Origin of the sequence: Rhodococcus sp. NPDC059969 (assembly GCF_042738325.1) — a bacterium.
In the GTDB taxonomy this organism is placed as follows: Bacteria; Actinomycetota; Actinomycetes; order Mycobacteriales; family Mycobacteriaceae; genus Rhodococcus_F.
The window spans coordinates 314176-338029 of the sequence record NZ_JBHWUF010000005.1; the positions used below are offsets into that span (position 1 = coordinate 314176).

Below are 23854 nucleotides of genomic sequence, written 5' to 3' on the forward strand. Positions count from 1 at the left end.
ACCACCATGGACGAGGTACCGGGCACCGCGTTAGATCTGACTCGACTGGTCGACGAACTGACGGTTCTCGACCAGCGACGCGTCGACATCGGCGAGAGCTTGGTTCAACTCGAGTACCTCTACTCCAGAATGGGCGAGCGACAACAAGCAGACGCTGCCCGAAAAGCCTTCCAGGAGAAGTACGTCGGACGAATCTACGAACTCGCAGACGGCCTGCGCACCTGAAAAGGGGTTGCACACAACCACTGACCGAGCGCATGGTCATTCCTGCACGACACACCGGACCGATCGGTTCGGTTGTGAACTATGTGGGAGAAATCTGATGGAGAAGATCACCAAGAGGCTGTGGAACTGGGCATCGATACTCGACGAGAATACTCGCGAGCAAGCGCTGCGCACGTCCCAGATGCCTTTTGTCCGTCCACATCTGGCATTGATGCCGGATGCGCACCTCGGTGCGGGAGCGACGGTGGGTTCGGTCATTCCGACGGAAGGCGCAATCATGCCCGCCGCCGTCGGAGTCGATATCGGCTGCGGAATGATCGCAGTCAAAACCCAGTTCAACGCACGCGACCTGCAAGACCGCGACCTGAGCATTCTTCGCCACAGCATCGAACGCTCCGTTCCACTCTCGGCGGGTGTCTACAACAAGACGCTGAGCGACACGGCGCAAATCCGCATCGCAGAACTCGAGACCATGGCGGGCGATCGTCTGCCCTTCTACGACAAGTTCAAGAACAACTGGAGGTTTCAGCTCGGAACGCTGGGTTCTGGTAACCACTTCATCGAGGTGACGCTCGACGAAAGCGACGGCGTCTGGCTGTTCCTGCACTCGGGTAGCCGCGGTATCGGAAACAAGATCGCACAGCATCACATCAAGATCGCCAAGGACTTGTGCGAGCGGTGGTATATCAACCTTCCCGATCCGGATCTTGCCTACCTGATCGAGAAGACACCCGAATTCGACTCGTACATCACCGATCTCAACTGGGCTCAGCACTTCGCTCTGCTCAACCGTGAGGAGATGATGGACCGCGTCGTGAAGGACTTCGCGCACTTCATGGGTGACGGCACGATCATCGACGAGATCGAGCGGATCAACTGCCACCACAACTTCACGCAGAAGGAATTCCACATGGGCCGGGGTGTGTGGCTGAGCCGTAAGGGTGCGATCAAGGCAGACGAGGGCACGCCCGGGCTCATCCCCGGTTCGATGGGGACGGCGAGTTACGTCGTCGTCGGGAAGGGAAACGTACCGTCGTTCAAGTCCAGCCCCCACGGCGCGGGTCGGGTGTACGGGCGTAACCAGGCACGCAAGACCTTCACCATCGAAGATCTCGACAAGGCAATGGTCGGAATCGAATACAAGCGCTCCGCGGCGTTCCTCGACGAGATCCCGGGTGCCTACAAGGACATCGACGTCGTCATGGACGACGCGAAGGACTTGGTCGAGATTCGGCACACGCTGCGTCAGATCCTGAATGTCAAGGGCAACTGACCTGCGCAACTCCGCGAAAGACGAAGTGCCCCGCCGATATCGGCGGGGCACTTCGTTGTCGAGCAGTCAGGCAAGCGCAGGTCAGTCAGGAAGGCGCAGATCCGGCTTGTCCAGCTCTTCGATGTTGACGTCCTTGAACGTCACGACGCGTACGTACTTCACGAATCGCGCCGGGCGGTACATGTCCCACACCCACGCGTCGGACATCCGCAGTTCGAAGTAGATCTCCCCGTCTGAATTGTGGGGCAGCAACTCGACCGTGTTGGCCAGGTAGAAACGTCGTTCGGTCTCCACGACGTAGGAGAACTGTCCGACGATGTCCCGGTATTCGCGGTAGAGCGACAGCTCCATCTCGGTTTCGTACTTCTCGAGATCCTCGGCACTCATCGGTTTAGCCAGTCCTCCCAGTTCGTCTGAACTTCCATCATCCCGTACGGCCTGCACGTTGTTCCAACCGGACTCCCGCAGCCACCACGTTGGCGTAGGTCATGCGGTGCTCTGGGCACGGCCCCAGCTCGTCGAGAGCGTCCATGTGCAGGGGCGTGCTGTATCCCTTGTGAATTGCGAAGCCGTATCCGGGATGAGTGTTGTCCATCTCGGTCATCACGCGATCTCGGGTCACCTTCGCGAGAACGCTGGCCGCAGCGATACATGCGGCGGCGCCGTCACCGCCGATGACCGGCAGTGAGGGAGCCGTCAAACCCGGAACCCGGAATCCGTCGGTGAGGACGTAGCCCGGTTCGAGGTCGAGGCCCGCAACTGCTCGCCGCATCCCCTCGATGTTCGCGACGTGAATACCGATATGGTCGACTTCCGCGGCGGGAACAGCGATGACACTCCACGCCAATGCCAAGCGTTTGATGGCTGGGAAAAGCTCCTCGCGAGCACGTTCGGTCAGCTTCTTCGAATCGTCCAGACGCGCCAGTGCCGCTTGCGGTTTCGGTGCCAGGACACACGCTGCGATGACGAGCGGACCAGCGCACGCTCCGCGACCGGCTTCGTCGACGCCGGCGACCGGGCCGAGTCCGGTTCGCGCTAACGCAGACTCCATCGTCCGCAGACCTGCCGATCTGCGAATGACAACGCGAGGGGGCCAACTACTCACTGTCTCTGCCTATTCGGAACTAAGCGAATCCATGTGTACGGTCCGACAACTCAATTGCCCTGAATATCAGGCGCATCGATGCCGCCCATTCGCGACGGGGGAAGGACGATGAATCGTGCTTGACCGATGATGTTGTCGACCGGGACGGTTCCCTGGAACTCGTCGTCGACGTGGTAGCGCGAATCGGCGGAATTACTCCGATTGTCACCCATGACCCATACGTGTCCCTCGGGCACGGTGATCGGTCCGAAGCAGCGCCCCGACTTCAGTTCGGTGTCACACGTTTGTGTTCCCGGAGTGAACGGGAAGTCCATCTTGATGTACGGCTCGTCGAGTGGTTTGCCGTCGACCAGCACTCGGCCCTGATCGTCACAGCATTCGACGGTCTGGCCGCCGGTTGCGATCACTCGCTTGACCAAATCGTTCTCGTCGGGCGGGACGAGGCCGACCCACGAACCGACCTCTTGAATGCCGCGGACGACAACGTTGTCGGACCGATTGGACACATACTTCGTGTTCCACGAATCGGGTCCCTTGAAGACGACGACGTCGCCGGGTTCCGGATCGCCGAAGCGGTATCCGATTTTCTCCACGACGATGCGGTCACCGGTACATCCCGCACAGCCGTGCAGTGTCGGTTCCATCGACTCGGATGGGATGAGAAAAACTCTGAAGACAAATGCCTGAAGAACGATGCTGAGTACCAGCGCAACGCCGATCAGAACAGGGAGTTCTCGCAGGAACGATCGCTGTTTCTTCTGCGGCCGATGTGAGGTCGGTTCCTCGGAACCGCTTGATCCCTCGTGATTCTCGGGTCCGGACGACAATGCCTGCTCCTTCGAAGAATCTGCCACAGAAACCAGATTAGCCCGACACCGCGCGTACGCGGTGCCGGGCTCATCGGAAAGATCAGCGCTTTTCCTTGATCTTCGCCTTCTTGCCACGAAGCTCACGGAGGTAGTACAGCTTGGCGCGACGGACGTCACCGCGGGTCAGAACCTCGATGGAGGCCAGCGTGGGGCTGTGAACCGGGAAGGTGCGCTCGACGCCGACGCCGAAGGAGACCTTACGGACGGTGAAGGTCTCGCGAACGCCGCCGCCCTGGCGACGAATAACGACGCCCTTGAAGACCTGCACGCGCTCCTTGGAGCCTTCGATAACCTTGACGTTCACGTTGAGCGTGTCGCCGGGACGGAACTCGGGGATGTCGTCGCGAAGCGACTTTTTGTCCAGGAAGTCCAGGGTGTTCATATGTCATCCTTGTATTTCGCAGGAGCAGAGGAACCGAGCGGCACGCGTTTCGGTCTCCCGAAACGGCGCTCGTCTGGTTCGTGCCCAGATCAAGTGCTGCTGCCTGGTCCAGGCAACCCGTCCATTGTGCCAGACGCGGACACCAGCGGGGAAATCGGTGGCGGCGGAGCCGCGTGGATGGTGTGGTCCAATTCCTGCTCGGCCGCCGTCATGGCATGTTCGACGCTCGGCGATCCGGCGATGAGATCCTGAACGTAGATCTTGGCGCGGATGACGGGCCGACGCCATTTCCGTTCACGCTCGAGAGCGCGGTTCATCCGTTTCGGCTTCCGTGTGTATCGCCAGCGTGCCCACGGCGCACCCGGCCGGCTCAGGCGAAGCGCGCCGATTACCAGCAACGGAAAGACGAACAGGCCAACGAGCCCCGTCCAGATCTTCCCCTTGAGAATCACGATCGCGGCCAAGGCGAAGTTGATCAACGCGACAAAAACGAAGACCAACTTGATCCACGGATCTCGTTCCTCACGGAATCCGGCGACGTCGAGCAGTTCGAGCGGGCGGAAACCCAACAGCACCAGACCGGTCACGGCGATCGCTACGAAGACCGCATCCACCGAGGTCCGACCTTGCTCGGACCAGTACACGTCCTTCAGATAGAAGATCAGTGCAAACTCGTCGAGCACCAACGCCGCACCCATACCGAAGATCGCCGCCAGTACGGCACCGGTGGTCTGCGAACCGTCGACGTAGACCGCGATCAGCGCACCACCGGAGATCATCATGGCGATCACACCGAATACGACGTGATGCACGTGCTGACCGCCCGGCGCGATGTTGCCCGGCCACCATTTCACCTTCGCGCGGATCATCCGGACGCTCAGGCGGATGAAAAGGAAGGCGGACAGGAACCCGAGAAGGAAGAACAGCAGCGGCAATCGGCCATGGGCGATGATCTCTCGCTCGAGCCACTCCCGCATCACTGTCCTCCCTTCACCGAATTCATGATCCGACCCTGATCGGATTCATACCGCGAACCGACTCGATTGTGACGATACGGACTTCGAAAACCCGGCGTACGGCTTTACTTGCCGAATCCGGCCTTGCGCAGCGCGTCGGCCATCGATCCTGCGACGGGCGCACGGTTGTCCGGACGCGACTCGCGTCCACCCTGTCGCCCTCCGCCACCTCGTTGCTGGCCCTGCCCCTGACGCGGAGGCTGGCCCTGTCGCTGAGGTTGCCCACCTCGCGGGCCTTCGGACTTGCGGGGTGCGCCCACCTCGTCGTCGAGTCGGAGCGTCAACCCGATGCGTTGGCGCGCCTCGTCCACTTCGAGAACCTTCACCTTGACGACGTCACCCGATTTGACGACCTCTCGTGGGTCCTTGACGAAGTTGTGTGACATCGCCGAGACGTGAACCAGACCGTCCTGATGAACTCCGATGTCGACGAAGGCGCCGAAGGCCGCGACGTTGGTGACCACACCTTCGAGCGTCATACCGGGCTTGAGGTGCGCGACCTTTTCGATGCCTGCGGCAAAAGTCGCGGTCTTGAACTCGGGTCGCGGATCTCGTCCAGGCTTCTCCAACTCGGAGATGATGTCGGTGACGGTCGGCAGACCGAATCGCTCGTCGACGTAGTCGGACGCCTTGACCGATCGAAGTGCCTGCGAGTTTCCGATCACGGTGCGCACGTCCCCGCCGGCACTCGCGACGATCTTGCGAACCACCGGGTACGCCTCCGGGTGGACGCTCGACGCGTCGAGAGGGTCGTCGCCGTCGGCGATCCGGAGGAAGCCGGCACACTGCTCGAATGCCTTGGGCCCCAATCGTGAGACGTCCTTGAGTCCCTTGCGGGATTTGAACGGACCGTTCTGGTCCCGATGCGCGACGATGCTCTCCGCGAGCGAGCCTGCAATTCCGGACACCCGAGCGAGCAGCGGCACGGACGCAGTGTTGACGTCGACGCCGACCGAGTTGACGGCATCTTCGACGACGGCGTCGAGGGAACGGGAGAGCAGCGATTCGGTGATGTCGTGCTGGTACTGACCGACACCGATGGACTTGGGATCGATCTTCACCAACTCCGCCAACGGATCCTGCAGGCGACGCGCGATGGACACCGCACCGCGAATCGAGACGTCGAGGTCGGGAAGTTCCTGCGACGCATAGGCCGAAGCCGAGTACACCGACGCGCCTGCCTCTGACACGACGATCTTGGTCAGGTTGGGCGCGCCGGTCTTCTTGATCAGTTCGGTAGCGAGCGTGTCGGTCTCGCGTGAAGCCGTGCCGTTGCCGATGGCGATCAGTTCGACGCCGTACTTGGCGACAAGCCCGGCAAGCGTCGCGAGAGCAGCGTCCCACTTGTTCTGCGGCTGGTGTGGGTAAATCGTCTCGTAGGCAACAACTTTGCCGGTTCCGTCGACGACGGCAACTTTGGTTCCGGTGCGGAATCCGGGGTCGAGCCCCATGGTGGGCCGGGCGCCTGCGGGAGCCGCGAGAAGTAGATCCTTGAGGTTGGTGGCGAAGACGTCGACGGCATCCTTTTCGGCCGACTGGCGCAAACGCATCCGAGTGTCGATACCGAGCGTGACCGCGAACTTCGTCTTCCACGCCCACCTCACGGTGTCGAGGAGCCACCCGTCTGCGGCACGGCCACGGTCGGCAATCTCGAACCGCGACGCAATGCGGCCTTCGTAGACCGTGCGCTCCCCCGGCGCGAGCTCTTCGGTGTCGGCAGCCATGTTCACCGACAGCACTTCTTCCTTCTCGCCGCGCAGGACGGCGAGGATGCGGTGCGAGGGCAATTTGGAGAACGGTTCCGAGAACTCGAAGTAGTCAGCAAACTTCGAGCCATCGGATTCCTTGCCCTTGCGGACCGAGGAGACGACCTGGCCGCGATTCCACATCAGCTCACGCAATTCACCGACCAGATCGGCGTCCTCGGCGAAGCGCTCGACGAGGATCGACCGGGCACCGTCGAGTTGCTCGTCCGAATACTGCGAGGGATCGGTGGTGGGATCTCCGATGAGAGCATCGGCGACGGGCTCGTGGCCGGCCTCGCGGGCGATCTGCGCCTTGGTGCGCCGCTTCGGCTTGAAGGGGAGGTAGATGTCCTCCAGCCGCGCTTTTGTCTCGGCCAGCATGATCTGACCGCGCAGTTGATCGTCGAGTTTGCCCTGAGAGTCGATCTCCGTGAGCACGGCGTCACGACGGTCGTCGAGCTCGCGGAGATACCGCAGCCGCTCGTCCAGGAGTCGCAGCTGGGCGTCGTCGAGCGTGCCGGTGACTTCCTTGCGGTACCGGGCGATGAAGGGCACCGTGGCTCCGCCGTCGAGAAGGTCGACTGCTGCTGCAACCTGGCCTTCGCGGACGTCGAGTTCCTCGGCAATGCGCTGGTTCACGGTCTTGAGAATCACGAGATCCGACCCTACCGCTATCCTGAGACAAGAAGATCGGCAACAGTGCCGTGTCAGGGCTACCGGGGGAAACAAATGAGTACGCGGTACGTCCGGATTGCCGCAATGGTGGCCGCAGTTACTTTTGCGGCTTCGTGCAGCGGTGGACAGAACCCGGATGATCCGATGCAGACCCCCGCCTTTCCCGACACCAGTGTTCCGGTCGCGGAGACTCTCGACGGTCGACTGGCGCAAGCTCAGGTGGCGGCGCTCGGGCGCGGCGCGGACGTCTCCATCGCCATCCTCGACCGCTCCTCGGACAAGTACCTCGATGCGTCAGGCGACCAGCAGATCGAAACCGCCTCGGTGGCAAAGCTATTCATCGCGGAGGATCTACTTCATCAGGACGCGCGAGGCGAGCGACCGATCACGGACGACGACCGCACTCTCATGGCGGCGATGCTCGAATCCTCCGACGACACTGCAGCCAACCTCCTGTGGGACGAGGTCGGCGGTCAAGAGGTGATCACCCGCGTCGCCGAGCGTTACGCACTGACCGCGACGACGCCGCCGTGGGACGGAATGTGGTGGAACACCGAGACCACGACCCGTGACCTGGTCACCTTCTACAACGCCGTCCTCGACGACTCCGACCAACTCGGACCCGAACGGGTCGACCAGTTCGTCGAGTACCTGCGGCAATCCACTCCCGAAGGAACTGACGGCTACGACCAGAGGTTCGGCCTGCCCGAGGCCCTGTTCGGCGAGCCGGTCATAGGAGTCAAACAGGGCTGGATGTGCTGTGTCGAGGACAAGTGGATCCATCTGTCCACCGGCATCGTCGGTGACGACAACCGATACATCATCGCGATCGGTTCGCGAGAAGACGTCCAGTACACGGACGAGGACAGCTTCTATCCCGACACCTCGTTCACTGATGCCGTCGACGACGAGAGTGCACTGCACGCTCGCGACACGGTCACCGGCGTCACGCAGATACTTTTCCCGAGCGGAAGCATCGACGACTGGGCGGCGGCATCCACGACCGCGGATTCGGCGATGCCCGAAGCTTCCGGGCCCTGATTCGATCCGCGCGGTCGTGTTCGTCCTCAAGCCTGCTTGTACTCGAGCACCGAACTGATGACCCGCTCCTGCTGTTCGGACGTGAGCATCGGCCATAGCGGCAGTCGAAGGATCGACGCCGAGAACTCGGCACTACGCACGCACGGCTCCGGTGTTCGTCCATAGCGCACACCAGCCGCACTCGTATCCAGCGGAACGTAATGGAACGGCGCCACGATTCCGTCACCGGCAAGGTGCCGAATCAAGCCGTCACGGCTCTCTTCGGTCGGCATCTTGAGGTAGAACAGGTGCGCGGTGTGCTCGCGATCATCAGGGACCGCCATGGGCACGACATCATTCGCGGACGCCCACTCGCCCAGACTCACGCTGTAGGCATCCCAGACGCGATGCCTGGCCGCCTGAATCGCGTCGAACTCGGAGAGTTGTGCGTCGAGGACAGCGGCATTGAGTTCACTGGGCAGATAACTCGACCCGATGTCCTGCCACGAATATTTGTCGACCTGGCCGCGCAGGAAACGCGCACGGTCGGTCCCCTTCTCACGGATGATTTCGGCGCGGGTCATCAGCTGATCGTCGGAGAGCAACAGCGCGCCACCCTCGCCGCAATGAACGTTCTTGGTGTCGTGAAAACTCTGCGTTCCGATTGTTCCGATGGTGCCGAGCGCGCGCCCGCGCCACTTTCCGCCGAGCCCGTGTGCGTTGTCTTCGATCAACGCGACGCCGTGAAGTTCCGCGAGGTCGAGCAGAGGTTCCATGTCGGCGGCGACCCCGCCGTAATGCATGACAAGTACTGCTTTGGTGCGTTCGGTGATCGCCGCCGCGACGCACGCCGGATCGATGTTGCCGGTACTCGGATCGATGTCGACGAAAACAACAGTGGCCCCGCGCAACGCGACGGCGGTCGCCGCCGAACTGAACGCGAAGCTCGGAACGATCACCTCGTCGCCCGGGCCCAATTCGAGCAGCAGGGCACCCAATTCGAGTGCGTGCGTGCACGAGGTGGTCAGCAGGGCATGCGTGGATCCGGTAATCGTTTTGATGGCTGCAGTCGCGGACTTGGTGAAACGCCCGTCACCGTGAATGTGATCGGACTCCAGAACCGTTGCCAGATTCGACAATTCGTTCGAGGCCCGATAGGGGCGGGAAAAGATGATTCGATCAGTGCTCACGAGTACGCCGATCGATCGAGGTTCCCGGCCGCGGTGAATCGACAGTCAGATACAGCGGCTTTCCGACGAGGACGTGCAGTGCCACACCGAGGTATTCGGCGATCAGCCCGAGCGAGAACAGGATCGCACCTGAACAGACCAGCAGCGCCATGATGATCGACGCCCATCCTTCGGGGTCGTTGTTGTCGCCGGTCATGGCCTGGATGAAGATCACCGCGGCCATGATCACACCGGCTGACGCCAGGGTGACTCCGAGCAGACTGACCAGCCGCAGACCGCGGGTTCCGCTACACAACACCATCTTCCAGAACAACGAGAACAAACGGCGATAGTTGTATCCCGATTCCTCGCGGCCTTCGGCTCGAAGTGTCACCGGGGCCGTGGCCGTGTTACCGACAACCCACGTCAGCGCGACGTCCAGATACACGCCGTTGGCGGCGACGCCGGCCAACTGTCGACCGATGTCACCGCGGATCAGGCGGTAACTTTCGAATCTCGTCGAATCAGGGAACGCGAACACCGTCGCCAAGACGATCTTTGCGCCGCGCGAGGTCAGGTTCCGCAAAAATCCGTGAGGGCGGGTGTTCGTGGGTTTGGAATACACGAGATCGGATCGCTCCGTCAGCGCGGTGTCGAGGAAAGCCCCGATGTGCACCGGGTCGTGCTGGCCGTCCTCGTCCATCGTCACGATCCACTGGCCGGTTGCAGCGGCCATGCCGGCGATGGTCGCCGCGTCCTGGCCGTAGTTGCGGCTGAGCCACACGACACGCACCTGCTCGAAACGGCGCTCCAATTCGAGTAACACGACGTCGGAGCGGTCCGGGCCGTTGTCGTGGACCAGCACGATCTCGTCGACCGAGAACTGCGCACCACCGGGCGTCGTACTCGGTGCGCCCAGGGCGTCCAACTCCTCGACGAGCGCTGTGATCGTCTTTTCGCCCTGATAAACGGGCACTACGACGGAAATCGAGTGCACTCGCTTCCACTCCCTTCAGGGGGCTCGACTGGCGCCGAGAGACAGGCACGATCGGGCCCACACCGTCGCGAACTTTAACACGCAAAGATGTCTTGACTTCGGATGCCGGCGGCGCGTGACGCGCTCGCGTCTCCGTACGCCCGACCTGCCCTGTTAAGGTCTGGAACTCGTGGTGGAAACTCGCACTCTCGCCCGGGCCGATGTGTACAAGTGGGGCGCCGTCACGGCGGTCGGTGTCATCGCCGGTTACCTGGCCGTGGTGCTCGCGAATGCTCGTCACTTCTACACGGACGACACCGAGTCCCAGTACGCACCGCTGTGGGTCATGCTCGGCCGCAGTCTGCGAGAAGGACACCTCCCGGTACTCGTCCCCGAGAACTGGATGGCGGGCAACTACGCGATCGAGGAAGCGGGCCTTCTCAATCCACCGCAACTCCTGATCGACCTGATCGCACCGTCCTTCGACAACTTGGCGTTGTACGCGACGATCGTGAAGTTGATCTTCGCGATCATTCTTGCGCTGGGCGTCTATCGGATCTGTCTCGAGTACGGTTCGAAGCCCACGTGGGCTGCGGTCGCCGGCGTCTCGATTCCGTTCACCGGTTTCCTGCTGTTCTTCGACTCGGCCAGTTGGATGACTGCCTTCACCGGCACTGCATGGATGGTTCAGGCGTGGGCGTCGGCAATCCGCTATGCCCGAGGTAAGAGCGGTCCGATCCCGACCTTCGTGTTCTTGTATCTCGCGATGTCGGTCCAATATGTTTTCCCCGCAGTCGAATCCGGCTTGATGATCGGCGCGGTCGCAATCGGCGAAGTTGTCTATCAGCGGCGTTGGCTACCGTCGCTGCGGCTTCTGGCGGTGTCCGCATGTGCGGCTCTGGCCGGGCTCGCGACGTATCTGCCGAGCCTGCTCACCGCCGACGTCACCTGGCGCGGTGCATCCGAGGTCAAGAACGACGCATTCCTTGCCGTTCCGTGGTCGGAATCGCTGAACGCGAGCCTGCCGAGCACCATGCCTGCGTTCACCTCGTGGTGGGGATACATCCAGACCATGCCCATGGTCTACATCGCCTGGTTCCTCATTCCGGCCCTGGCGTTCATCGACTGGGGCAAGGCACGCGCCGCGGCACGCGAATTGACCGCCGTCGGGATCTTCACCGTCGCCGTCCTCATGTGGACTGCCGGGCCGAGCACGATCGGCCCGCTGCGGTGGCCCGCACGCGTGCTTCCGATGGTGGCCATCGGCCTTCTGCTTCTGGTGTGCATCCTGCTCGGGCGTTACGCCACGACCGACAAGTTGCGCGGGCGCTGCGTTGCGGCGGGAATCCTCGTGGGCCTGCTGCTGATTCGGTCCGCCTCGGCAGCCCCGGGGCTCGCGAAATGGCATGTGATCTCAGCCGTCGCCGTCGTTGCCCTCGGCGCCGCGACGGTGTGGCTCGGCCGTACCAAGGGCACTGCGTTCGCATGCCTCGTAGCGATCGTCGCGGTCTCCCCCATCGCTTATGCCCAGGTTCGAGCAGCACAACCGACCCCGATGAGCTGGAACCTGCCCGAATCCCGCTCGGAGATGAAGGAAGCCTTCCCCGACTTCGAAGGCACGACACTACAACTGGGCGACCGCGCGCTCATCGGCCCCGGCGAGCGAACACTCGACGGAGCGTACGGTTCCCTGGCCTTCGGCAACTACCCCAAAGACCTCGAACTGACCTACACCAGCGGCTACACCCCCAACGGGCACTTCTACTTCGGTGACCTGCTTTGCATGCGCTGGGACATGAGTGTCTGCCCCGACGCCTTCCGACGCGCATTCACCGTCGAACCCACCACTGGCCGCACCATCGTCGATCTGATGAACGTGGACCGCGTCGTACTGCAAAACGCCCTCTATCCCGATGCACGCAAGAACCCGGCTCCCGACGGATGGAAATGGGTCGACTACCCCGGACACGAGAACTACATCTCGGTACTCGAACGCGTCGACGGCCCCGTCTCGACACGCAACGGACGCATCGCCGACGCCCAAGGTGTCGAGGCTGTTTCGACCGGGGAATCGAACATGTCGAGCACCCTTCGTGTCAGTTCGGAGACCGGCGGTAAGGTTGTGTTCGCACGGCTCGGCTGGCCCGGATATCGGGCGAGCATCGACGGTCAGCCTGTCCCGATCGACGTCGTCGCGAAGTCCTTTGTCACCGTGGACGTTCCAGCCGGTACGAAAGACGCGGAACTTGTCCTGACGTGGCGTCCCCCGGGATGGAAGGTCGGCGGCGCTTCGATGGTCGCCGGAGTCCTCGGACTCGGGGTGCTCGAATGGATGTATCTGCGCACGCGACGCAAGGACCGGATCAGCGACGTGCACACCGAGTCTTCATGACCGAAGACGTCACATCAACCGAGAACCCCGGCCCACTGCTGCGGGTGGTCAAGCATCAACCCATTGCGTTTGCCATTGTCGGAGTTGCCAATACGGCGATCGGCTACGTGCTCTTCGTGATGTGGTCGTTGATCCTCGACAACAAGAATCTGTATCAGGTGGCCGTGATCGGCGCGTACTCCATCAGCGTCCTCATCGCTTTTGTTCTGCATCGGACTCTCGTATTCCGCGTTCGCGGACATGTTGCTCGCGATCTGGGCGCGTTCATCGTCGTCAATTCCGGTGGCCTCGTGCTGAATCTGATTCTCGGAACACTCGCAGTGTCGATTCTGCACGCCCCGCCGCTCCCCGCTCAGGCTGTTGTCATGCTGATCGTTGCCGGTGTGAGTTTCTTCGGTCATCGATACTTCTCGTTCCGCCGCAAACCAACCGAACGGCACTGACCTTCTACGACTCGCGGGGTAACGCGCGATCCACTGCCGCCTCGACGATCGCTCGAATGTCTTCCTCTCCGAACAGGTTCGGCAATGTGAGTCGATCCAGAGCGAGCCAGTTCAACGACATGTAGAGCAGGCGAACGGTCATCGCATCACCGGGCACGCCCGACGCCAGATGATTGGCTACGTTCAGATCGAAATCTTCTCGGATGCGGACGGTCAGTACCGCACGCAGGTCCGGTCGACGCGTCGCCTCCAGTCGCAACTCCATGAGCGCAAGGAAACCTGTCCCGAACGAGGTGACCCGCTCGACCACTTCGAGCATGAGCGTCACCAGACGCTCACGATCGGTGCCGTTGACGGGATCGATCAGTCCCTCGAGGTCGTCCGGAATCAGTCGCTCGTAGATCCGGCCACCGGCTTGTGTCAGTAGGTCGTCGCGATTGGAAAAGTAGTTCGACGCAGTCCCGTTCGGCACAGCTGCCTGACTGTCGACGGCTCGAAAGGTCAAGCCTCGAGCGCCCTCTCGCGCCAACACCTCGATTGCCGCGTCGATCAGGGCAAGCCGACGTTCCGGGTTCTTTCGCACTTGACATCACTCCAGACACGAACCTAGGTTAAACCACTACAAACAGAGTACTACGAACGGAGCATTTCATGCGAAAGCTTGTGTACTACGTAGGAGCATCGCTCGACGGCTACATCGCGGGACCCGGCGGCGAATTCGACTTCTACCCGGTATCCGAACAGATCACGGCCTGGATATGCGATCGGTATCCCGACACCGTGCCAACGCACGTGCGGTCTTCCCTCGGAGTGGAGGGCGTACCCAACAAGGTCTTCGACACCGTCATCATGGGTCGCGGTTCCTACGAGCCCGGGCTGTCCGCCGGGGTGAGCAGTCCGTTCGCACATCTGCGCCAGTTCGTCGTCTCCACCACCCTCCCCGACACCGAGGATCCCGCGATCACCCTCGTCCGCGCTGATCCCCTGGCGCTGGTCAAATCTCTCAAAGAGGAGGAAGGACAAGATATCTGGCTCTGCGGCGGCGGAACTCTCGCCGGCGAACTGCTACCGGAGATCGACGAATTGGTCGTCAAGAGGTATCCGCTTGTCGCAGGCGCGGGCATACCGATGATCAGAGGCAACTTCGAGCCGACACCGTTCACACCGACTGCAACCGAATCGCTGAGTGACGGCGCGAGCATCACCTGGTTGAAGCGAAATACCTAAGGGAGCAGGTCCGGTCGACGCTCGGCCGTGCGCTGCAGCGACTGCTCATGGCGCCAAGCCTTGATCTTTGCGTGATCACCGGACAGCAGAACAGGAGGGACCTCGAGGTCGCGCCACACGGCCGGACGCGTGTAACTGGGTCCTTCGAGGAGTCCGTCGGAAAACGAATCTTCTTGGTGTGAAAGCTGATTGCCGAGAACACCGGGCATCAGTCGAACAACAGCCTCGACCATCACCAGCACGGCAGCTTCACCGCCGATCAGCACGTAGTCGCCGATGCTGACTTCTTCGACGCGAACCCGCTTGGCTGCGTCGTCGAAAACTCGTTGATCGATTCCTTCGTATCGGCCGCAGGCGAAGACAAGATGCTTTGCGGTAGACCAGCGGTGCGCGGTCGCCTGAGTGAACGGGACGCCGGCAGGAGTGGGCACCACCAGAATCGTCTCGGCGTCATCCGGGCCGTCAGTATCTGCTCGTCCGATCACGTCGTCCAGGGCCGGGCCCCAGACGGTCGGTTTCATGACCATGCCTGGTCCGCCGCCGTACGGAGAATCGTCGACGGCTTTGTGCACGTCATGGGTCCACGACCGCAGATCGTGGACGTCGACCGAGATCAAGCCACGTTCGATTGCCTTGCCCAGCAAGGCAGCACGAAGCGGTTCGAGATACTCGGGAAAGATGGTGACTACATCGAGACGCATGACGAGCGATCAGTCGCTGTCGGCGTTCGAATTGTCGCTGTTCGACTTGTCACCGAAGTCCGGGTCGAGCAGTCCCTCGGGGGGCTCGATCACCACGACGCCGTCGGCGATCGACACCGAGGTGACGATGGCTGCGACAAACGGGATCAGCAATTCACCCGACGTCTCACCGGCGCGGCGAATCGAAAGCAATTCGCCTGCGGCGGAATGCAATACCTCGATGACCGAACCGACCTCGGTGCCGTCCGTGAGGACGACCTTCAGTCCTTCGAGTTCGTGATCGTAGAACTCGTCCGGATCATCCGAAGGCTCGAGTTCGGAACTGTCGATCACAAACAGTGTGCCGCGCAACGCATCTGCGTCGCCACGGTCACTGACACCTTCGAGGCGCAGCAGAAGCCGCCCGGAATGATCCCGGGCGGCTTCCACTGTGTACGACTTCAGTGTGGACTCGCGCGGCTTACGCCCACGCAGCACGGAACCTACGGCAAAACGATCTTCGGGCTCGTCTGTACGAACCTCGACAACCAATTCACCTTTGATGCCATGCGACTTCGCGACACGACCGACTACGAGTTCCACCTGTTTACTGCCGTCTACTGATCGGTGTCGACGACATCGACACGGATACCGCGGCCACCGATGCCGGAGACCAAGGTCCGCAGAGCGGTCGCCGTGCGACCACCCCGACCGATGACCTTGCCGAGATCGTCGGGGTGCACGTGCACCTCGACGGTCCGTCCCCGACGTCCGGTGATCAGCTCGACACGAACATCGTCGGGATTGGCGACGATGCCACGCACGAGATGCTCTACCGCATCAGCGACGACGGCACTCACTTGTCAGCAGCCTCGGCGTCTGCAGCGGGAGCCTCGGCGTCAGCCGCGGTGTCTTCTGCCTTGGCCTCGTCAGCCTTTGCAGCCTTCTTCTTCTTGGGGGTGATTGCTTCAGCAACCGGCTCGTTCTCGGCCTGCGCGAGTGCAGCCTGGAAGAGCTCGAGCTTGGTGGGCTTGGCTTCCTTGACACGCAGGGTGCCTTCGGTGCCCGGCAGGCCCTTGAACTTCTGCCAGTCACCGGTGATCTTGAGGAGTGCCTCGACGGGCTCGGTGGGCTGTGCGCCCACGGACAGCCAGTACTGAGCGCGCTCGGAATCGATGTCGATCAGCGAGGGCTCTTCCTTGGGGTGGTACTTGCCGATGGTCTCGATCGCACGGCCGTCACGACGGGTGCGCGAGTCGGCGATGACAACGCGGTACTGAGCGTTGCGGATCTTGCCGAGGCGGGTGAGCTTGATTTTGACAGCCACAGCTGCAGTTCTCCTTCAGCGCGCACAACAGTGCTGCGCATGTCACGTGCAATTCAGCGACCCACACGATTTGTGAGCCCGGTTTTGCCTCTATCCTGTGACCGTCGCAGCGGTACGTAACCGGTTGCGACGAACAATGGTCCATTGTGCCAGATGGGTGGGCTCGTTCGGAAACCACCCTGTGCGCGTCCGGGGAGTGCAGGGACTCCCTAACCACTCACGGGGGTGCCGCGCAGGATCACACGCGTCGGCTTCGCGAGCACAGCGGGGTTTCCGCGCGGATCTTCGGCGTACACCACCAGGTCGGCGGGCGCTCCTTCTTCGATGCCCTGAGCGCCCAACCAACTCCGTGCGTCCCAGCAGGCTGCACCCAGCGCCTGGTGCGCCGTCAGACCGGCAAACTGGAGTTCGGCCACCTCGTCGGCGATCCGCCCATGCCTGATCGAACCACCGGCATCCGTTCCGGCATAGATCGGAATCCCCGCGTCGTGAGCGGCACCGATGGTCTGGTGTCGACGAGCGTGCAGATCCCGCATGTGCGCTGCGTAGGTTGGATACCGCGTGGCAGAGTCCGCGATCTCGGGGAAAGTAGCGATGTTGATCAGCGTCGGAACCAGGGCTGTGCCGTGAGCGACCATCGATTCGATGGTCGCGTCCGTCAATCCGGTCCCGTGCTCGATGCAGTCGATACCGGCGTTGATCAGTCCGGGTAGAGCATCTTCGGCAAAAACGTGAGCGGTGACCCGTGCGCCTTCGGCATGAGCGGCGGCGATGGCCTCGACCAGAATCTCGTCACTCCACAACGGGGCGAGGTCGCCGATGGAACGATCGATCCAGTCCCCGACGAGCTTGACCCAACCGTCACCGGCGCGTGCCTGCCGTACGACTTCGGCCGGCAACTGAGATTCGTCGTCCAGATCGACCGGCAGGCCCGGGATGTATCGCTTGGGTGCCGCGATGTGCTGACCTGCGCGAATGATCCGCGGCAAATCGAGGTGCTCGTCGATGAACCTGGTGTCGACCGGTGATCCTGCGTCGCGAAGCAACAGCACGCCCGCGTCACGTTCGGTCTGCGCCTGCCCCAGCAAGCCGTCGACGGTTTCGCCGCCGCCACCGCCGTAACGGATACCGACGTGACAGTGCGCATCCACGAGACCCGGTGTGATCCAACCCGATTCGACGATCGCCTCCGCACCGGACACCGGCTCGAAAGAAATCAGCCCGTCGACGATCCACAATTCGATCGGCCGGGCATCGGGCAGACCGATACCCCGAAGATGAAGCGCAGTCACCGACTACTTCTTGGGCAGCTTGAGCTGGGAGAGATCGATGCCTTCCAGTCCGGGCGGCAACTGATCGAGACCCTTGGGCATGTTCGACAGGTCGGGCATTCCGGCCGGCATTCCGCCGGGCATACCCGGGAACCCGCCCATGCCGGGGAATCCTCCGCGCATCTTGGGCTGCGTCGGACCCTTGCCGCCCTTCTTGCCCTTCTTGCCCTTCTTACTGCGAACCTGCTTGCGGGCGCCGGGCATGCCCATACGGCCGGCCATGGCAGCCATCATCTTGCGGGCTTCGAAGAAGCGATCCACCAACTGGTTGACGTCGGAAACCTTGACGCCCGAACCGTTCGCGATGCGCAGTCGGCGTGAGGCGTTGATGATCTTCGGATCGTCACGCTCGGCCGGCGTCATACCGCGGATGATTGCCTGAATGCGATCGAGTTGCTTCTCGTCGACGTTGGCAAGCGCGTCCTTCATGCCGCCTGCACCCGGCAGCATGCCGAGCAGGTTGCCGATCGGGCCCATCTTGCGGACGGCCATCATCTGATCGAGGAAGTCTTCGAGGGTGAGCTGTCCGGAACCGATCTTGGCTGCGGTGGCTTCGGCCTGATCGGCGTCGAAAACCTGCTCGGCCTGCTCGATGAGGCTCAGGACGTCGCCCATGCCGAGGATCCGGCTGGCCATGCGATCGGGGTGGAAGACGTCGAAGTCTTCGAGCTTCTCGCCGGTGGAGGCGAAGAGGATCGGCTGACCGGTGACCTCGCGGACGCTCAGTGCGGCGCCACCGCGGGCGTCGCCGTCGAGCTTGGTGAGGACGACGCCGGTGATGCCGACTCCCTCACGGAAAGCGTCGGCGGTACTGACCGCGTCCTGACCGATCATGGCGTCGAGAACGAAGATGGTCTCGTCCGGGTTGACGGCGTCACGGATGCCGGCGGCCTGCGCCATCAGCTCCGAGTCGATGCCGAGACGACCGGCGGTATCGACGATCACGACGTCGTAATGCTTGTTGCGTGCTTCCTCGACGCCGGCGCGGGCGACCTCGACGGGGTCGGCAGCGGACACACCGAGGGCGTTCTCGCCGCCGCCGATGGAGGTGCCGGGATGCGGAGCGAAGACTGCAGCGCCCGCGCGCTCACCGACGATCTGAAGCTGAGTGACGGCGCCCGGACGCTGAAGGTCACAGGCGACGAGGAGCGGCGTGTGCCCCTGATCCTTGAGCCATTTGGCCAACTTTCCGGCCAGCGTGGTCTTACCGGAACCCTGCAGACCGGCCAACATGATGACCGTCGGCGGAGTCTTGGCGAACTGGAGTCGACGGGTTTCGCCGCCGAGAACCTCGACCAGCTCTTCGTTGACGATCTTGACGACCTGCTGAGCCGGGTTGAGTGCACCCGAGACCTCGGCGCCCTTGGCTCGTTCCTTGACCTTGGCGATGAAACTGCGCACTACGGGAAGTGCGACGTCGGCCTCGAGCAGGGCAAGGCGGATCTCGCGGGCCGTAGCGTCGATGTCGGCGCCGGACAGACGACCCTTGCCACGCAGATCCTTGAGAGATCCGGTCAATCTGTCGGAAAGGGATTCGAACACCGAGTGCGCTCCTGAAGGTCGTGCGAGTTAGCCGTGGATATTCTCGGGCACCAGCCTAGCCGCTACGCCCGCACCGATCCCAGCCGATGCGGGCGTAACCGCCGAAACCAGGTCCGTCAATCCTCTTTCTTCTTGGGTTGAGGCACCGGAACCACCGCGAGCACCGCCTCTTCCACACGCTCTCTGGCCGCGCGGGTGTCTGCCTCACCGAAGTCGAGGCAGAACGCGTCGACCACCGAAGAACCCAACGTCGCGACCTTTGCCCACCGGATATCGGCACCACTGTGTTCGAGTGCTGCGGCCAGTCGGCAGAGCAGGCCGACGCGGTCCTCGGTGCGCAATTCGAGGATCGCGTGACCGTCGCCGGGCGCGTCGAACCAGATGACCCGCGGCGGCGCCTGCGAATAGAGCACCGGAACCGCCGAATCCTTGTTGGTCTGGATCGGGTCGTCCCACTGCTCCGCCCGCGCCTCTTCGTCCTTTGCGTCGAGAAGTTCGAGCAGATTCAGCTCACCGGCGGACGCTCGGATCAGTTCCTGTCGCAGCAACACCGCTTGCGGCGGTGTACCGAACCTCGGCGTCACGACAAACGAGTTGACCGCCGAACCCGCATGCGACCCCAGCGAAGCGGAATGCACCCGCAAAGACTGCAGCGCCAGAACCCCGGCAGCCCGAGACAACAACCCGGGTGCGTCGGGCGCGATGACCGTCACGACGTAGGTGTGCGGATTCTCGGCCGGAACGAGCGAGACGTGAACCCCGCCGTCCTCGGCGATGGCCAACTGCTCGGGTGCGAGTGGATCTGGTTGCGGGAGCTCCTCCCCCGCCATCAGCAATCGGCAACGACGCACGAGCTCACCGATCAACGACGATTTCCAGTCGCCCCAGACACCAGGCCCGGTGGCCAGGGAATCCGCTTCCGCCAACGAATGCAGGAGATCGAGAAGGGTCCCGTCTCCCTCGAGTGCGTCGACCACTCGCTGCACCGTTGCCGGATCGTCGAGGTCGCGACGGGTCGCGGTTTCCGGCAACAGCAGGTGATAGCGCACCATCGCCGTCAACGTCGCGACGTCGGAAGGCCAGAGTCCCAATCGATTTCCGATCGCGGTGGCCAGTTCGGCACCGACGACGCTGTGATCTCCCCCTCGACCCTTGCCGATGTCGTGGATCAACGCACCGAGCATGAGCAGATCCGGCCGGGCAACGCGCGTGGTGAATCCGCTTGCATAGGCGGCAGTTTCGACCAGGTGGCGATCGACCGTCCACGTGTGAACGGCGTCGCGCGGCGGAAGATCGCGAATGGTTCCCCACTCCGGCAGGAGTCGACCCCAGAGCCCGGTCCGGTCCATCGCCTCGATCACCGGAACCGCACGCGAGCCTGAACCGAGCACGACAAGAAGATCGTTGACCGCGTTCTTCGGCCACGGTTCACGTAGTTCGGGGGCATTGTCGGCCAGGCGATTGAGCGTCGACGCAGAGATCGGCATGCCGTTGGTGGCTGCTGCTGCCGCCACCCGCATCACCAGACCGGGGTCCTTCTTCGGCCTGGCGTCGCGCGCCAGAACAACCTCACCCGCGTGCTCGACGACGCCCTCGTCCAGGGGCCGCCGCACCGGCGCACGACGCAGCCGAGACAAACCGCGCCTGGGCAAGGAGTTTCCGGCGGTACGGATACCGACGTCCACCGAATAGCTGATGGTGCGCGCCGATTCACTGAGGAGGCGCGCAAGATCGAATCGGTCCCCGATCCGCAGCGCCGCACCGATTTCGTCGGCGTCCTGTGCTCGCAGTTGATCGCGGGCGCGACCGGCAACGCGATGAAGTTCGGTGCGCACGTCGAGCAACCGCCTGTGCGCAAGTGCCAGACCGCCGCCGGGCGAGTTGGGTCCGAGTCCTGGCATCCCGTCGGTCAACTGGGCGATGGACAGGGCGTTGAGCAACTGCACGTCACGCAACCCCCCGCGGCCGCTCTTGAGGTCCGGTTCGGCGCGATGGGCGATCTCGCCGCTGCGCTCCCACCTCGTACGAGTCTGGGTGATCAACTCGTCGAACCGGCTGCGGATGTCCATGCGCCACTGTCGACGGACACCACTGATCAACAGGTTGCTCAGTTCCACGTCGCCGGCAATGTGGCGCGCTTCGAGCATTCCGAGCGCCGCTGTCATGTCGGTGGCCGCAACCTGGAGCGCCTGCGGAAGCGTCCGCACGCTGTGGTCGAGTTTGATGTGCGCGTCCCACAGCGGGTACCACAGGCTGTCCGCAACGTGGGAGACGACTGCCGGGTCCATGTCGTCGTGCAGCAAAATCAGATCGAGGTCGGAATACGGCAACAGTTCGCGTCGGCCCAGACCACCCACGGCGACGATGGCGAACCCACAATCCGGTTTGATGCCCAGTTCGGTCCCCTTGGTGGTCAACCAGAATTCGTGCAGATCGACCAGTGCATGTCGCAGTGACGGGGCGTCGAGCCTCCTGTTCTTGACGCCTCCGGTGAGTAGGGCCTTGCGTGCGCGGGCCAGGTCCGCAGCTTCGTCGGATCCCCCTGACGAGACCGGCCCTGGCCCCGTCGCTTTCGCGACGGAACCAGGGCCGAAGTTCTCGGACCCTTTCGGGTCAGAGTGCATCGCCACCGCGTTCCCCGGTACGAACCCGGATGACCGACTCGACGGGCGAGACCCACACCTTGCCGTCACCGATCTTGCCGGTGCGAGCGGCCTCGACGATCACCTCGACGACCTTGTCCACGGCCGCGTCGTCGACGACGACCTCGACCCGAACCTTGGGTACGAAGTCCACGGAGTACTCCGCGCCTCGGTACACCTCGGTGTGGCCCTTCTGTCGGCCGTAGCCCTGAACTTCGCTGACTGTCATACCCAGCACTCCGGCCTGCTCGAGTCCGGTCTTGACGTCCTCGAGCGTGAACGGCTTGACGATTGCTGTGATCAGCTTCATGTGCTCATCCCTTTCCCAACTCTGAAGTGCCTGAATTCACTTTAATCACGTGCTGATCACGCGAGGTCGTATGCGGTCTCTGCGTGTTCGGTCTCGTCGATGCCGCGTGCCTCGTCTTCGGCCGAGATTCGCCAGCCCAGGGGCTTGAGTGCGAAGCCGATAATCGTCGTCAGAACGCCGGTGAAGACGAGTGCTGCGAGTGCGATCACGATCTGAACCACCAGTTGCTTGTAGTCGCCGCCGTAGAAGAGGCCGGTTGCGGTGCCGAAGAATCCGATACCGATCGTGCCCCACAAGCCGGAGACGAGGTGAACACCGACGACGTCGAGCGAGTCGTCGAAGCCGAAGCGGAACTTCAGGCCGACTGCGAGAGCAGACAGGATGCCGGCGACAGCGCCCAGGAAGATGGAACCGACCGGGTTGAGCGCCCCGGCAGCCGGCGTGATGGCGACCAGACCGGCAACCGCACCGGATGCTGCGCCGAGGCTGGTGGCGTGACCGTCACGAATACGCTCGGTGGCGAGCCACGCCAGGACTGCAGCACACGTCGCGGTGGTCGTGTTGACCCAAGCGAGACCGGCGTTACCGTCGGCGGCGAATGCCGAGCCGGCGTTGAAGCCGAACCAACCGAACCAGAGCAGTGCGGCGCCGAGCATCACGAACGGCAGGTTGTGCGGACGGAAGGCGGTCTTGCCGAAGCCGAGACGCTTGCCGACGATGAGGGCGAGAACCAGACCGGCCATACCGGCGTTGATGTGAACGACTGTTCCACCGGCGAAGTCGATCGGAGCGACGTTGGCGACGGTGACTCCGTCGTCGTTGACCGTGGTGCCGAAGAGCTTTGCCGCGATGCCGTCCTCGGAGCCCGAGAGGAGTCCGCCGCCCCACACCATGTGTGCGAGGGGGAAGTAGACGACGGTGACCCAGATACCCGAGAACAGGAGCCAGGTGCCGAACTTGACTCGCTCGGCCAGGGCGCCACTGATGAGGGCGGTTGTGATGATCGCGAATGTCACCTGGAACGCGATGTCGATGACGTTGGGGTAGCCCCACGCGCCGGCGATGAAGTTGCCGTCAGCATCGGTGATGCTGTTCTTGAGGCCGAAGAACTCGAACGGGTTGGCAAAAATGCCCCCGATGTTCTCGGTGCCGTAGGACATCGACCATCCCCACAGAACGTAGATGACGCCGATGACGGCCATGGCCCCGAAGGACATCATCATCATGTTCAGGACGGACTTGGACCGAGACATCCCGCCGTAGAAGAAAGCGAGGCCGGGTGTCATCAGCAAGACCAGAGATGCAGCCATCAGCATCCATGCGGCGTTACCGGAGTTCGCCAACAAATCGTCGGTACTCACTTACTACCTCCTAGTCGCACGTGCCGGGCAGCACGTCGTTAAGGAGAAGAGTGCTGGGCTGGTGTTTCGTCCATGGCGCTGTCGCGTTTCGCAGACGTGAACCAATTGCCCAACTTTGTTGCAAACAGGTTTCGCCAGGGGGTT

General features: G+C 62.7%; 24 protein-coding genes. 6 read left to right on the forward strand and 18 right to left on the reverse strand.

The annotated features are described in order from the left end of the window. Positions 1-6: 6 nt before the first annotated feature. Entirely contained in the window at positions 7-225 is a 219-nt protein-coding gene (locus ACFWAD_RS17335) for a hypothetical protein (protein WP_378533777.1), read from the forward strand. A gap of 97 nt (positions 226-322) precedes the next feature. Beyond that, entirely contained in the window at positions 323-1498 is a 1176-nt protein-coding gene (locus ACFWAD_RS17340) for an RtcB family protein (protein WP_378545908.1), read from the forward strand. Between the two features lie 81 nt (positions 1499-1579). Here the strand turns inward: ACFWAD_RS17340 and ACFWAD_RS17345 are convergent, their stop codons facing one another. The 6 genes from ACFWAD_RS17345 to ACFWAD_RS17370 form a co-directional block, all read right to left on the reverse strand. Further along, positions 1580-1885: a DUF2469 domain-containing protein gene (locus tag ACFWAD_RS17345; protein WP_003942715.1), complete on the reverse strand. Its 306-nt coding sequence runs from the start codon at positions 1883-1885 to the stop codon at positions 1580-1582. 37 nt (positions 1886-1922) lie between these two features. Beyond that, a complete protein-coding gene (locus tag ACFWAD_RS17350) occupies positions 1923-2603 on the reverse strand; it encodes a ribonuclease HII (protein ID WP_378533781.1) in 681 nt (226 codons plus the stop codon). 50 nt (positions 2604-2653) lie between these two features. Next, positions 2654-3457: a signal peptidase I gene (gene lepB, locus ACFWAD_RS17355; RefSeq protein WP_230812928.1), complete on the reverse strand. Its 804-nt coding sequence runs from the start codon at positions 3455-3457 to the stop codon at positions 2654-2656. Positions 3458-3512: 55 nt separating this feature from the next. Further along, entirely contained in the window at positions 3513-3854 is a 342-nt protein-coding gene (gene rplS / locus ACFWAD_RS17360) for a 50S ribosomal protein L19 (RefSeq protein WP_003942791.1), read from the reverse strand. 89 nt (positions 3855-3943) lie between these two features. Further along, on the reverse strand, positions 3944-4831 hold the full coding sequence (locus tag ACFWAD_RS17365) for a hypothetical protein (RefSeq protein WP_378545911.1): 888 nt from the start codon (positions 4829-4831) through the stop codon (positions 3944-3946). Between the two features lie 104 nt (positions 4832-4935). After that, positions 4936-7269 carry a Tex family protein gene (locus tag ACFWAD_RS17370; protein ID WP_378545914.1) on the reverse strand — a complete coding sequence of 778 codons (2334 nt, stop codon included), beginning with the start codon at positions 7267-7269 and terminating at the stop codon, positions 4936-4938. Positions 7270-7344: 75 nt separating this feature from the next. On the opposite strand from ACFWAD_RS17370, the gene ACFWAD_RS17375 reads away from it, so the two are divergent. Next, on the forward strand, positions 7345-8331 hold the full coding sequence (locus ACFWAD_RS17375; RefSeq protein ID WP_378545917.1) for a serine hydrolase: 987 nt from the start codon (positions 7345-7347) through the stop codon (positions 8329-8331). A 26-nt stretch (positions 8332-8357) separates the two neighbouring features. Here ACFWAD_RS17375 and rffA read toward each other — a convergent pair whose 3' ends face one another. Continuing rightward, a complete protein-coding gene (gene rffA, locus ACFWAD_RS17380; protein WP_378545919.1) occupies positions 8358-9500 on the reverse strand; it encodes a dTDP-4-amino-4,6-dideoxygalactose transaminase in 1143 nt (380 codons plus the stop codon). After that, positions 9490-10476 (reverse strand): glycosyltransferase, encoded by a 987-nt coding sequence (locus tag ACFWAD_RS17385; protein ID WP_230812918.1) that lies wholly within the window; start codon positions 10474-10476, stop codon positions 9490-9492. The genes rffA and ACFWAD_RS17385 overlap by 11 nt, the downstream gene beginning before the upstream one ends. 172 nt (positions 10477-10648) lie before the next feature. Between ACFWAD_RS17385 and ACFWAD_RS17390 the strand changes: the two genes are divergently transcribed. Together ACFWAD_RS17390 and ACFWAD_RS17395 are read left to right on the forward strand one after the other, a co-directional pair. After that, on the forward strand, positions 10649-12847 hold the full coding sequence (locus ACFWAD_RS17390) for a hypothetical protein (RefSeq protein WP_378545921.1): 2199 nt from the start codon (positions 10649-10651) through the stop codon (positions 12845-12847). Next, the gene (locus tag ACFWAD_RS17395; protein WP_378545924.1) at positions 12844-13290 is read left to right on the forward strand and encodes a GtrA family protein; all 447 of its coding nucleotides are present in this window, start codon (positions 12844-12846) and stop codon (positions 13288-13290) included. The genes ACFWAD_RS17390 and ACFWAD_RS17395 overlap by 4 nt, the downstream gene beginning before the upstream one ends. A gap of 4 nt (positions 13291-13294) precedes the next feature. On the opposite strand, the gene ACFWAD_RS17400 is transcribed toward ACFWAD_RS17395, so the two are convergent. Beyond that, complete coding sequence (locus ACFWAD_RS17400; RefSeq protein WP_378545927.1) at positions 13295-13873, reverse strand: TetR/AcrR family transcriptional regulator; 579 nt, start codon at positions 13871-13873, stop codon at positions 13295-13297. Positions 13874-13941: 68 nt separating this feature from the next. Here ACFWAD_RS17400 and ACFWAD_RS17405 point away from each other — a divergent pair, with 68 nt between their 5' ends. Further along, positions 13942-14517 carry a dihydrofolate reductase family protein gene (locus tag ACFWAD_RS17405; protein WP_378545930.1) on the forward strand — a complete coding sequence of 192 codons (576 nt, stop codon included), beginning with the start codon at positions 13942-13944 and terminating at the stop codon, positions 14515-14517. On the opposite strand, the gene trmD is transcribed toward ACFWAD_RS17405, so the two are convergent. From trmD to ACFWAD_RS17450, 9 genes are all read right to left on the reverse strand, one after another. Next, on the reverse strand, positions 14514-15218 hold the full coding sequence (gene trmD, locus ACFWAD_RS17410; protein ID WP_230812909.1) for a tRNA (guanosine(37)-N1)-methyltransferase TrmD: 705 nt from the start codon (positions 15216-15218) through the stop codon (positions 14514-14516). The two genes, ACFWAD_RS17405 and trmD, sit on opposite strands and share 4 nt — an antisense overlap. 9 nt (positions 15219-15227) lie before the next feature. Then, entirely contained in the window at positions 15228-15800 is a 573-nt protein-coding gene (rimM, locus tag ACFWAD_RS17415) for a ribosome maturation factor RimM (RefSeq protein WP_378533801.1), read from the reverse strand. A gap of 14 nt (positions 15801-15814) precedes the next feature. Then, complete coding sequence (locus ACFWAD_RS17420; protein WP_003939023.1) at positions 15815-16057, reverse strand: RNA-binding protein; 243 nt, start codon at positions 16055-16057, stop codon at positions 15815-15817. Beyond that, entirely contained in the window at positions 16054-16524 is a 471-nt protein-coding gene (gene rpsP / locus ACFWAD_RS17425) for a 30S ribosomal protein S16 (RefSeq protein WP_003942818.1), read from the reverse strand. Before rpsP ends, ACFWAD_RS17420 begins: the two co-directional genes overlap by 4 nt. 209 nt (positions 16525-16733) lie before the next feature. After that, a complete protein-coding gene (locus ACFWAD_RS17430) occupies positions 16734-17816 on the reverse strand; it encodes an amidohydrolase family protein (RefSeq protein WP_378545933.1) in 1083 nt (360 codons plus the stop codon). 3 nt (positions 17817-17819) lie between these two features. Continuing rightward, complete coding sequence (gene ffh / locus ACFWAD_RS17435) at positions 17820-19397, reverse strand: signal recognition particle protein (protein ID WP_230812905.1); 1578 nt, start codon at positions 19395-19397, stop codon at positions 17820-17822. 116 nt (positions 19398-19513) lie between these two features. Further along, positions 19514-22021: a [protein-PII] uridylyltransferase gene (locus ACFWAD_RS17440; RefSeq protein WP_378449552.1), complete on the reverse strand. Its 2508-nt coding sequence runs from the start codon at positions 22019-22021 to the stop codon at positions 19514-19516. Continuing rightward, complete coding sequence (locus ACFWAD_RS17445) at positions 22011-22349, reverse strand: P-II family nitrogen regulator (protein ID WP_003942772.1); 339 nt, start codon at positions 22347-22349, stop codon at positions 22011-22013. Before ACFWAD_RS17445 ends, ACFWAD_RS17440 begins: the two co-directional genes overlap by 11 nt. Positions 22350-22405: 56 nt before the next feature. Next, positions 22406-23665, reverse strand: a complete 1260-nt coding sequence (locus ACFWAD_RS17450; protein WP_042450902.1) for an ammonium transporter — start codon at positions 23663-23665, stop codon at positions 22406-22408. Positions 23666-23854 lie beyond the last annotated feature (189 nt).

Coding starts and splice junctions, on each gene's coding strand:
- ACFWAD_RS17375 (WP_378545917.1), top strand. CDS start 7,345: ATGAGTACGCGGTACGTCCGGATTGCCGCAATGGTGGCCGCAGTTACT.
- rplS (WP_003942791.1), bottom strand. CDS start 3,854: ATGAACACCCTGGACTTCCTGGACAAAAAGTCGCTTCGCGACGACATC.
- ACFWAD_RS17405 (WP_378545930.1), top strand. CDS start 13,942: ATGCGAAAGCTTGTGTACTACGTAGGAGCATCGCTCGACGGCTACATC.
- ACFWAD_RS17450 (WP_042450902.1), bottom strand. CDS start 23,665: ATGCTGATGGCTGCATCTCTGGTCTTGCTGATGACACCCGGCCTCGCT.
- trmD (WP_230812909.1), bottom strand. CDS start 15,218: ATGCGTCTCGATGTAGTCACCATCTTTCCCGAGTATCTCGAACCGCTT.
- ACFWAD_RS17345 (WP_003942715.1), bottom strand. CDS start 1,885: ATGAGTGCCGAGGATCTCGAGAAGTACGAAACCGAGATGGAGCTGTCG.
- ACFWAD_RS17335 (WP_378533777.1), top strand. CDS start 7: ATGGACGAGGTACCGGGCACCGCGTTAGATCTGACTCGACTGGTCGAC.
- ACFWAD_RS17445 (WP_003942772.1), bottom strand. CDS start 22,349: ATGAAGCTGATCACAGCAATCGTCAAGCCGTTCACGCTCGAGGACGTC.
- ACFWAD_RS17365 (WP_378545911.1), bottom strand. CDS start 4,831: ATGCGGGAGTGGCTCGAGCGAGAGATCATCGCCCATGGCCGATTGCCG.
- ACFWAD_RS17440 (WP_378449552.1), bottom strand. CDS start 22,021: ATGCACTCTGACCCGAAAGGGTCCGAGAACTTCGGCCCTGGTTCCGTC.
- ACFWAD_RS17395 (WP_378545924.1), top strand. CDS start 12,844: ATGACCGAAGACGTCACATCAACCGAGAACCCCGGCCCACTGCTGCGG.
- ACFWAD_RS17340 (WP_378545908.1), top strand. CDS start 323: ATGGAGAAGATCACCAAGAGGCTGTGGAACTGGGCATCGATACTCGAC.